This is a genomic window from Amycolatopsis rhizosphaerae (genome assembly GCF_007713715.1).
In the GTDB taxonomy this organism is placed as follows: domain Bacteria; phylum Actinomycetota; class Actinomycetes; order Mycobacteriales; family Pseudonocardiaceae; genus Amycolatopsis_E; species Amycolatopsis_E rhizosphaerae.
The window spans coordinates 1-1,172 of the sequence record NZ_VJWX01000871.1; the positions used below are offsets into that span (position 1 = coordinate 1).

Here is a 1,172-nt window from a genome sequence, read left to right on the forward strand (position 1 = left end):
CCGCTCACCTCTCCCCAGAAGTCAGTGGTCATCTCGCGGGCGGGGCGTTGCCCGGGTACAGGGGCGGTACGTACAGCTCTCCGGGAGGGCCTGCCACCACGAGAGTGCGGGACGGGGCTCCCGCCGCGTCGACCCGGCTGCTGCTGCCCGAGCCGCGGACGCGTACCGGCGCATCGACCGGAGGCAGGAGGACCGCCATGTTGTACTTGCCGCAGAACAGTTCGAGCTGCCCGGCGCCCCAGGGCGTCACGGCCCTGTTGACCGTGCCCAGGGCGTTGCGGACCCGTTCCGGCAGCTCGCCGGAGGGATCGCCGTGCTCCTGGTCGTTCCGTGGCGCGGAGGCGCCGAGAGCGGTCCGGCCGGGTCCGGCCGCGCTCACCGCGCACCGGTTCCGTGACAGGTGCAGCGCAAGGTCGATGCCCGGCGCCTGCGCGACGGCGACGACGGGCAGGCCGTCGGTTGCCGGCGCGTCCGTCACGAGGCCCGGCGGCGGGCTGACCGGGGGCAGCACGAGCTGGTCCCGGGAGCCCGGATTCTGCTGGGAGCAGCCGGCGGTGAAGACGGCGGCCGCGCCGATGACCACCGCCAGCCTGTTGATCGGGTGCCTGTCCGTCATCTGCCCACCTCGGTTCCGGAAAACGATTCTGTGCGGGAGGGGTGGTGCCGCCCGGAAGGTTCCGGGCGGCACCGCGGGGGGTCCGAAACGACTTCCTCCGGCTGCCTAGGCAGGCGTGCTCGGTGAAGTGGTGTTCGGGGTGTTGGGCACCCATCCCGTGCAGGCGTGGATGGGGGCCGGGTTCGTCGTGCATCGGTCTTCGTAGACGTTTCCGTTGCTCGACAGGACCGTGACACTGAGGGTGTTACCGGTGGGGTTGACGGAAAGGCCGACGTCGACGGCGTTCCCCGCGGGGATGGGGCCGAGGTCGAACCAGGTCGCGACGCCCGGCGACGAGTCGTACACGTACACATGGGGCGTGCCGTTGACGTAACCGATGTATTCGGTGCTGCCCTGGGTCGCCGTGTCGATGCCACTGCTCGGTCCCGGAGGTCCGGAGGGGCCGCTGGGTCCGATCGGTCCCTGGGGACCGGTGGGGCCGGTCGGTCCGGTCGGGCCGGAGGGGCCGGTAGCGCCGGGAGGTCCGGTCGGGCCGGCGGGGCCGGTGGCGCCGGGA

General features: G+C 72.4%; 2 protein-coding genes. Both read right to left on the minus strand.

The annotated features are described in order from the left end of the window. Positions 1 to 28: 28 nt before the first annotated feature. Positions 29 to 616: a hypothetical protein gene (locus tag FNH05_RS37530; protein ID WP_144593563.1), complete on the minus strand. Its 588-nt coding sequence runs from the start codon at positions 614 to 616 to the stop codon at positions 29 to 31. A gap of 105 nt (positions 617 to 721) precedes the next feature. After that, the coding region (locus FNH05_RS37535; protein WP_222426833.1) for a hypothetical protein at positions 722 to 1,172 on the minus strand (451 nt) is incomplete at its 5' end.

What these genes read in the sequence shown, in the direction of transcription:
- FNH05_RS37530 (WP_144593563.1), bottom strand. Translation starts at nt 616, where the DNA reads ATGACGGACAGGCACCCGATCAACAGGCTGGCGGTGGTCATCGGCGCG.